Raw genomic sequence first — 6704 nt, forward strand, 5'->3', positions numbered from 1 at the left:
AACTTAATTGTCTATCTTTTGGCATTAACCTGTTTGTGCCTTAAGTCCTTCCCTGTATGGATTTCAGCTACTTTTGAGCTTAGGTACTCTCATCGAATTTTATTTTAAGTTAATTATTCGCATAACAATTCCCGAAGAGCCTATTAATTGTACTTCTACGTCTTCACTGGTAACATCTTCTGCTACATAGCGACTTAACAAATTTTGCACTGCTTGACGATATTTTATGAGTTTATCTTTATCCATTGTGTAATTACCTCCGTACAAAAGTAGTAGCCATTATCCATAATTTATAGTAATTTCAAATAAGTTGTAGGGGCGAAGCATTCGGATAAGAAATCTACGGTTTCAGCGATAGGTTATTGCCCGAATGCTTCGCCCCTACGGGAGTGCTATAACTTCCATCCTTACTCCCTCTTTAAAATTTCATTAATTGTTTTAGCCAATTCCTGAACCTGCGAAGTATCCCCTAACTGATTATAAGTCCCCTTCGCCTTGGTTAACCACTGTATCGCCTCATTCTTATTTCCCAAGAGACGATAAGCTATTCCTAAACCCGCTTGTATCTCCGCTTGCACTGACAAATTCTGCGTATTTGTTGCCAGTTTTAACGCTTTTTCATAAGGTTTTTTTGCCAACTGAGGTAAACCAATCTTAAGGTAAGTATCCCCTAACAGTTGATAAACCGTAGCAACCTGACTATTTTGCTTCACCAATCCTTCTAATACCTCAACCGCATCCCCATACAACCCATAACCTCGATAAAGATGCGCTAAAACTAACCCTGCTTCCTCCGGGGATAATTGCTGCTGTTGAACAGCTTTAACAGCATCTAAAACCGTTTTCTTCGTCTGTTCATCTAATACTGTAAACCCGACGTTTTCATCATCACGTCTAGAAGACGCACCATTATCAGCTTCTATGGTTACTCGATATCGCTTTCCTGCTTCCAGAGGAGGTTCACCGGGATAGACTATTTCAGTTTTATTTGTCTGCGTTTCCCAATTAACCCCATCTATTTTGATAGTATAATTAGTTGCACCCGGAACAGCATTCCACCGCAGTGGAGGACGATTGGTGAGAATATTCGTTTGACGAGGAGTAATTAGGTAAGGTAATTTTGCTAAAACTTTCTCTGTTTTTCCTGGGGGACGGAGGGTTGTATTATTAATATTGGGAAGTGAAATCACAGGATTTCCCCGAGGACAGCCACTAGAAACAATATACTTTCCTGTTTTAACCGTCCACTGCTTGAGATTACTACAATAAACCTTAACGGAAGCGTTAGCTGCCACTTCTAACTCATCATCAAAACTGAGGGTAAGTCCGACAGAAGCGGGAAGAGATTTCTTCCATTGTGGTTTTTTAACGGTAACTTTCCCTTTTACCTGAAAAATCGTGTTAACTCCAACAGTGTTGCTAAAAGTCGCCGCCGGAAATCCTACCGTAATTAATATCAGGGAAATGGGGGTAAAGATTTTGAGAAATTTATTCATGGGTTGAATCAATTGGGGTTTGGCTTTAATTAGGTTCGTTGTTGAACTTTAGTCATAATCCGGTGCGATTTCAGAAAACGGGTTTTTTTAAAAAAACCGTTTTCTCGTCTAACTTGTTATACTATACTACTACAACTTAAAACCTCACCATTCCCTAATCTTCCCTATGGGGTTGGAGACAAGCTTTGCACCCTCACAGAAGGAGTAATTTCCCACTTCCACTCGCAACTATAGAATTAGCTATAATAAAATTACCACAGGTATCATCTTCATATTTCTGGAAACTATATGACCTTAAAACAATTAGACCGAATTACTTTTAACTCCAAAATTATGGCAGGTCAAGCCTGTATTCGAGGAATGCGTATTCCTGTTTCTTTAATTCTTAATCTACTTGCTAACGAAAAGCCGATAGAGGAAATATTAGAGGAATACCCTGACCTAGAAAGAGAAGATATTCACCAATGTTTATTATATGCTTCTTGGTTAGCCAGAGAACAAGTTCATCATTTTGAATTAATCGAGCAATGGAGATAGAGTTTCTAGCCGATATGGGGATTTATCTGCGTACAGTCTCATGGTTAAGAGAACAAGTTTATTATGTCGTTCATCTTCGAGATGAAGGCTTACAAACTTTATCTGATCAGTAAATTCTTGCCAAAGCAAAAAGAGAAAAGCGGATAATTTTAACTGTCGATCTAGATTTTTCTCAACTTCTCGCTATTAGTGGTGATAATTTACCAAGTGTCATCCTATTCCGTTTAGGCAATGAAAACTACAATCTAATTAATCAGCGTTTAACTATAGTTTTACGAGATTGTACAAAAGCATTAAAGACGGGAGCAATTGTGTCAGTGACAGATCGTATTTTTCGGATTAGACTTTTATCAATTTAAGATTTTTGCTTTATAGCGTTCATGGAGTCTTCCCGTTAATTCCATCTTAAATATTGTGTTCCAAAAGCGAACACCTTTATTATTGAGTACAAATTATAACATTGGCAAATAATCTCCGTGTCCTCTGTGTCTCTGTGGTTAATTACACTTCGTTTCTGAATAGTCACCAATAATTATAGGTTCTTTGTTGGGAATTTTGACAATAATTTCGACAGTTCCACCTAAGGCGTTAACTACTTCGCGCAGTGTATTTAGCTCTAGATTTTGCTCTTGTTTAAGTTTAGGTACTATTGATTGCTGTACTTCAAGATACTTTGCCAATTCTGATAAAGATAAACCTAGTTTTTCCTGCAAATACTTAAGCGTAAGTTCCTCCAGATAAATTTGGGAAGCTCTTGCTTTAATAATTGCTTGTCGTTCTCCACAAAGTTTATTAAATTCTTCCGAGAAGTTGGTATATTCTTTCATGACTTTTCTTCCTTAAGTTTTTCCAGATATTTTTGATAACGTTGATCTGCTATAGGAATATTTTCTTTGTACCATCTTTTGTTACCTGACTTGTTCCCCCCAACAAGTAAAATTGCTTGTCGATGAGGATCAAAGGCAAATAAAACACGCCAAGGTTCACCTTTATACTGAATACGAAGCTCTTTCATATTCTTAAAAGAAGATCCTTCAATGGTATCAACTCGTGGTCTCCCCAGTGCTGGTCCAAGTTTCATCAATACAGTTAAAACAGCAAATACTTCATTTTGAAGTCCCTGTTCTTGTTGATAAAACCAGAACCTAAAATCTGGATCAAATATAATATTCTATTCCATAAATATAATATAGTCTGTACATAAAATAATGTCAAGCTTTCAGTTAAACATTCGGCTCTCTTGCCATCATCATTATAAATTATAACATCGGTGAATAATCTCTGTGTTCTTTGTGTCTCTGTGGTTAATTACCCTCGATAATCTCCGTACCTCAATCCAACTTGAAAATGCTATAATAAAAGTAACCTATTATCACTAAGGAAACTTTAATCATGACTAACTTAAACAATCATTCAACCTCTAACACATCCGAAGAGCCTGAGTTATCAATGGAAGAACTCGATGCTAAATGGGATGCACTAGAAAATGATCCAGAATTTCGCAAAAAACCTTTTTGGCAAAGAATTGTAGAAATTGGTAACGTTGTTCCCCAATCAGAATGGCGAAAACACTTACCTACAGACTTTGCGCGTAACGCGGAACATTATATGTACGGCGCACCGAGAGAAGATGAGGAAAAATAACAAACACAGAACTAACGTCAATTCAAAGTTAGAATATATGTAGTAAACTAATCCCACTAAATGATTATGAATCCCCCAAACAATCCCACTCGCACAGAAGAAATTCCGACAATAGAGGAACTTCCGACAATAGCTGAATTACAAGCAAAATTCGCTCAACTTCAAGCTGATCCCGAATTCCGCAAAAAACCTTTTTGGCAAAGAATTGCAGAAATTGGCGCACTTGTTCCCCAGTCAGAATGGCGAAAACACTTACCTACAGACTTTGCGCGTAATTTTGAACACTATATGTACGGCGCACCAAGAGAAGATGAGGAAGAATGAGAAAAATTTTCTTAGATACATCCTATTTGCAAGCACTCGCTGATTATAGAGACAATCTCCATGAACTTGCCACACTAATGACAGTAAGACTAGGAAAATTTACAGGAATTACTAGCGAAATAATTTTGACAGAATTACTTAACGCATTGTCAGGAAGAGGAGATTATCTACGCCAATCTGCTATTAACTTAACCAACGATTTGAAAAACGATTCTACTATAGAAATCATTCCCCAAACCAGTGAACAATTTCAGCAGGCTTTTGATTTTTATCAAAGACGATTAGATAAAGGTTACAGCTTAACTGATTGTGCTTCCATGCAGATTATGAGACAACTGGAAATCAATGAAATCTTAACCTTTGATAAGCATTTTCAGCAAGAAGGATTTAGCGCTTTACTCAGAGAATAGTCAGTAAATTTTACTTCACTTTAATTTTTTTCCTCGCTTCATATAACCATTGCTCCTCCTCTGTGTTAATTTCCCTACCTTGAGCTAAATTAAGACATTTACGCCAATTTTCCTGAGATAATTTCTTGTCTTCTTTTTCTAAAAGTTGAGCATAAATACAAAAAGCAGCACCGGGATTGCGGATAAATTTCTGATAAGCTGGATTTTCAGCGATACCAATAGCAACTAAAAGATTAGGAATTGCATCTTCACTGCGATTTTGCTTAAATCTGGCCCAGCCTAGATTTTTATAAATACTATATTTTTGTAATGCTAAATTGCGTTTCTCCTCTTCAGTAAATTGGTCTAGTTTTTCATCTTTTTCTGCTAATAATCTCTTAGCTTTTTCCAGTAACTCTACTGCTTCTGCATTCTTATTATCGCGCAGATACCAATAAGCGAGATTATTATAAGCATCTATAAAACCACCTTTTGCCGCGATTAAATAGTGTTTTTTCGCATTAGTCAAATCCTGTAACTCTTCGTAAAGTGTTGCCAACTTATAATGAGCATCTAAATTATCTGGATCTAACTCAATCGCTTTTAAATACTTCTCTTCTGCTAAGGCTAAATTGGGAAGTTCTTGACTTGCTGGCGGAGGAGATTGTAAATGGCTTCCTTCTTGCTTATAAAACTCAGAAAACCAAGAGAAATTTAGATAAATTCCCAAGAGAAAAGCAAAGACTATTACTGTTACAGAAAACTGTATTTCTTCATACCAATGTTCAGCAATCCCAAGCAATTTCATTAACTTAACAAAACCCTTCTGGCGCGTCCGTGTGAGAGCATTTTCAGTTTGTAATAAAGAAATGAAAGTCGAAAAAATAACACCTGCTATTTCTGGCAAACCTGAACCACCACTAAGAAACCGAGTGGCAATCGTTCCGATTAATGTAAAATTAACCCCTAATAAAACCAGTTTACCGCTTCTCAATAGCCAATCAAAGCGATTGCAAGGATGCAGAGATTCCCTACTTTCTAAATGCCACCACCAAGCCTGAGCAGAAATAGGTAAAGTCTCCCGATATTCAGCTAAGTCAAGAACTTGAGTAATTTTGTAGCTTTTCTGTTTTAATCTATTATCTTGTTCGATTAATTTTGACGACATATCAACCGAAATTTCCGCCTCAGCTTCCATTTGTTTATGAAGAGCATCTCTGGCGGCAATAATTTCTAAAGCCTGTGCTTTTTTCAGAGATTTATTATGAGAAGTATCTAAATAATTTAGAGCATTCTGGTAACGCTCTAAAGCAACTTGAAAGGGTGTCGGCACAGGTGCAGGAGAATTCATATTATACTAAATCCGTTGAGCATAGGTTACTTATAAAAACAGGCAAAAGGCAAAAGGGGGAATAAATAATCAGTTTTTAATAACCAGATTTAGTATTATACAATCCTAAAAGTTTAGTTTCTTTCACTGTTTGAGGGTAAAAAATACCTCGGCAAAACTGGCTGCTGATACTAAATCCTGTTTAAAAAGTATAGGAAAGTGGGAAGATGGGGCAAAAAACCAAAGAAATTAGGAACCATAGGTCCCTAATTCCTGTAGTATATGCCATTGTATGTAACGGGCTTGGAGAGACTCGAACTCCCGACCTTGTGGTCCGTAGCCACACGCTCTAATCCACTAAGCTACAAGCCCTTGTTTTTCTCAACAGTAAACTACTATAGCACAGGTTCATTCAATGACGCAAGAGGGTAAAGAAAAATTATCTCATCTCGACAGCCAAGGCGAGGCCCAGATGGTGGATGTATCGGAGAAAATGCCCACTAAACGCACTGCTATCGCCCTAGGACAAGTGAGAATGCTAAAAACGACTTTTGAAGCCATAGAACAGGGAAATGCGCCTAAAGGTGACGTTTTAGGGACGGCCAGACTAGCGGGAATTATGGCGGCCAAACAAACTTCCTGTTTAATTCCCCTTTGCCATCCCTTACCCCTGCAAAAAATCAATGTTCAGATTATCCCGAAAGCAGAGTTACCCGGCTACGAAATTCGGGCAGAAGTGGTGACAAAATCGGAAACCGGTGTAGAAATGGAGGCTTTAACGGCGGTATCTGTGGCAGCCTTGACTTTATACGATATGGCTAAAGCGTTAGAAAAATCAATCCTGATTGAAAATATCCGTCTGCTGAGTAAAACAGGAGGGAAATCAGATTATCATCAGGATTCCCTGTTGCGATGAAAACCCTAAGTAGGGTTTGCGGCAAAAAGTTTTTCCTGGTGGCAGGGTGTGGGGTGTGGGGTGTGGGG

General features: G+C 37.7%; 10 protein-coding genes, 1 tRNA gene and 1 pseudogene. 6 read left to right on the forward strand and 6 right to left on the reverse strand.

Annotated features, from left to right (window positions below):
* Positions 1-99: 99 nt before the first annotated feature.
* Complete coding sequence (locus PN470_RS08635; RefSeq protein ID WP_272104298.1) at positions 100-246, reverse strand: hypothetical protein; 147 nt, start codon at positions 244-246, stop codon at positions 100-102.
* Positions 247-407: 161 nt separating this feature from the next.
* On the reverse strand, positions 408-1496 hold the full coding sequence (locus PN470_RS08640; RefSeq protein WP_271935273.1) for a tetratricopeptide repeat protein: 1089 nt from the start codon (positions 1494-1496) through the stop codon (positions 408-410).
* A gap of 288 nt (positions 1497-1784) precedes the next feature.
* Here PN470_RS08640 and PN470_RS08645 point away from each other — a divergent pair, with 288 nt between their 5' ends.
* Entirely contained in the window at positions 1785-2033 is a 249-nt protein-coding gene (locus PN470_RS08645; RefSeq protein ID WP_002743172.1) for a DUF433 domain-containing protein, read from the forward strand.
* A pseudogene (locus tag PN470_RS08650) lies at positions 2024-2392 on the forward strand (DUF5615 family PIN-like protein). The gene PN470_RS08645 and the pseudogene PN470_RS08650 overlap by 10 nt, the downstream one beginning before the upstream one ends.
* Positions 2393-2530: 138 nt before the next feature.
* Here the strand turns inward: PN470_RS08650 and PN470_RS08655 are convergent.
* Positions 2531-2860: a helix-turn-helix transcriptional regulator gene (locus PN470_RS08655; protein WP_125731189.1), complete on the reverse strand. Its 330-nt coding sequence runs from the start codon at positions 2858-2860 to the stop codon at positions 2531-2533.
* Positions 2857-3201: a type II toxin-antitoxin system RelE/ParE family toxin gene (locus PN470_RS08660; RefSeq protein ID WP_316578626.1), complete on the reverse strand. Its 345-nt coding sequence runs from the start codon at positions 3199-3201 to the stop codon at positions 2857-2859. Before PN470_RS08660 ends, PN470_RS08655 begins: the two co-directional genes overlap by 4 nt.
* Before the next feature lie 224 nt (positions 3202-3425).
* On the opposite strand from PN470_RS08660, the gene PN470_RS08665 reads away from it, so the two are divergent.
* Genes PN470_RS08665 through PN470_RS08675 form a run of 3 tightly spaced genes read left to right on the forward strand, consistent with a single transcriptional unit; the run spans position 3426 to position 4411 of the window.
* Positions 3426-3677: a hypothetical protein gene (locus tag PN470_RS08665; RefSeq protein WP_042790830.1), complete on the forward strand. Its 252-nt coding sequence runs from the start codon at positions 3426-3428 to the stop codon at positions 3675-3677.
* A 60-nt stretch (positions 3678-3737) separates the two neighbouring features.
* On the forward strand, positions 3738-4001 hold the full coding sequence (locus PN470_RS08670) for a hypothetical protein (RefSeq protein WP_002766985.1): 264 nt from the start codon (positions 3738-3740) through the stop codon (positions 3999-4001).
* Positions 3998-4411, forward strand: a complete 414-nt coding sequence (locus PN470_RS08675; RefSeq protein WP_272104301.1) for a type II toxin-antitoxin system VapC family toxin — start codon at positions 3998-4000, stop codon at positions 4409-4411. The genes PN470_RS08670 and PN470_RS08675 overlap by 4 nt, the downstream gene beginning before the upstream one ends.
* A gap of 10 nt (positions 4412-4421) precedes the next feature.
* Here PN470_RS08675 and PN470_RS08680 read toward each other — a convergent pair whose 3' ends face one another.
* Entirely contained in the window at positions 4422-5741 is a 1320-nt protein-coding gene (locus tag PN470_RS08680; RefSeq protein ID WP_272104303.1) for a tetratricopeptide repeat protein, read from the reverse strand.
* 277 nt (positions 5742-6018) lie between these two features.
* Positions 6019-6092 (reverse strand) — tRNA-Arg (locus tag PN470_RS08685).
* Positions 6093-6135: 43 nt separating this feature from the next.
* Between PN470_RS08685 and moaC the strand changes: the two genes are divergently transcribed.
* Entirely contained in the window at positions 6136-6636 is a 501-nt protein-coding gene (moaC, locus tag PN470_RS08690) for a cyclic pyranopterin monophosphate synthase MoaC (protein WP_002791111.1), read from the forward strand.
* The last annotated feature ends 68 nt before the right edge of the window (positions 6637-6704 follow it).

This window comes from Microcystis sp. CS-574, from assembly GCF_028329095.1.
GTDB lineage: Bacteria > Cyanobacteriota > Cyanobacteriia > Cyanobacteriales > Microcystaceae > Microcystis > Microcystis ichthyoblabe_A.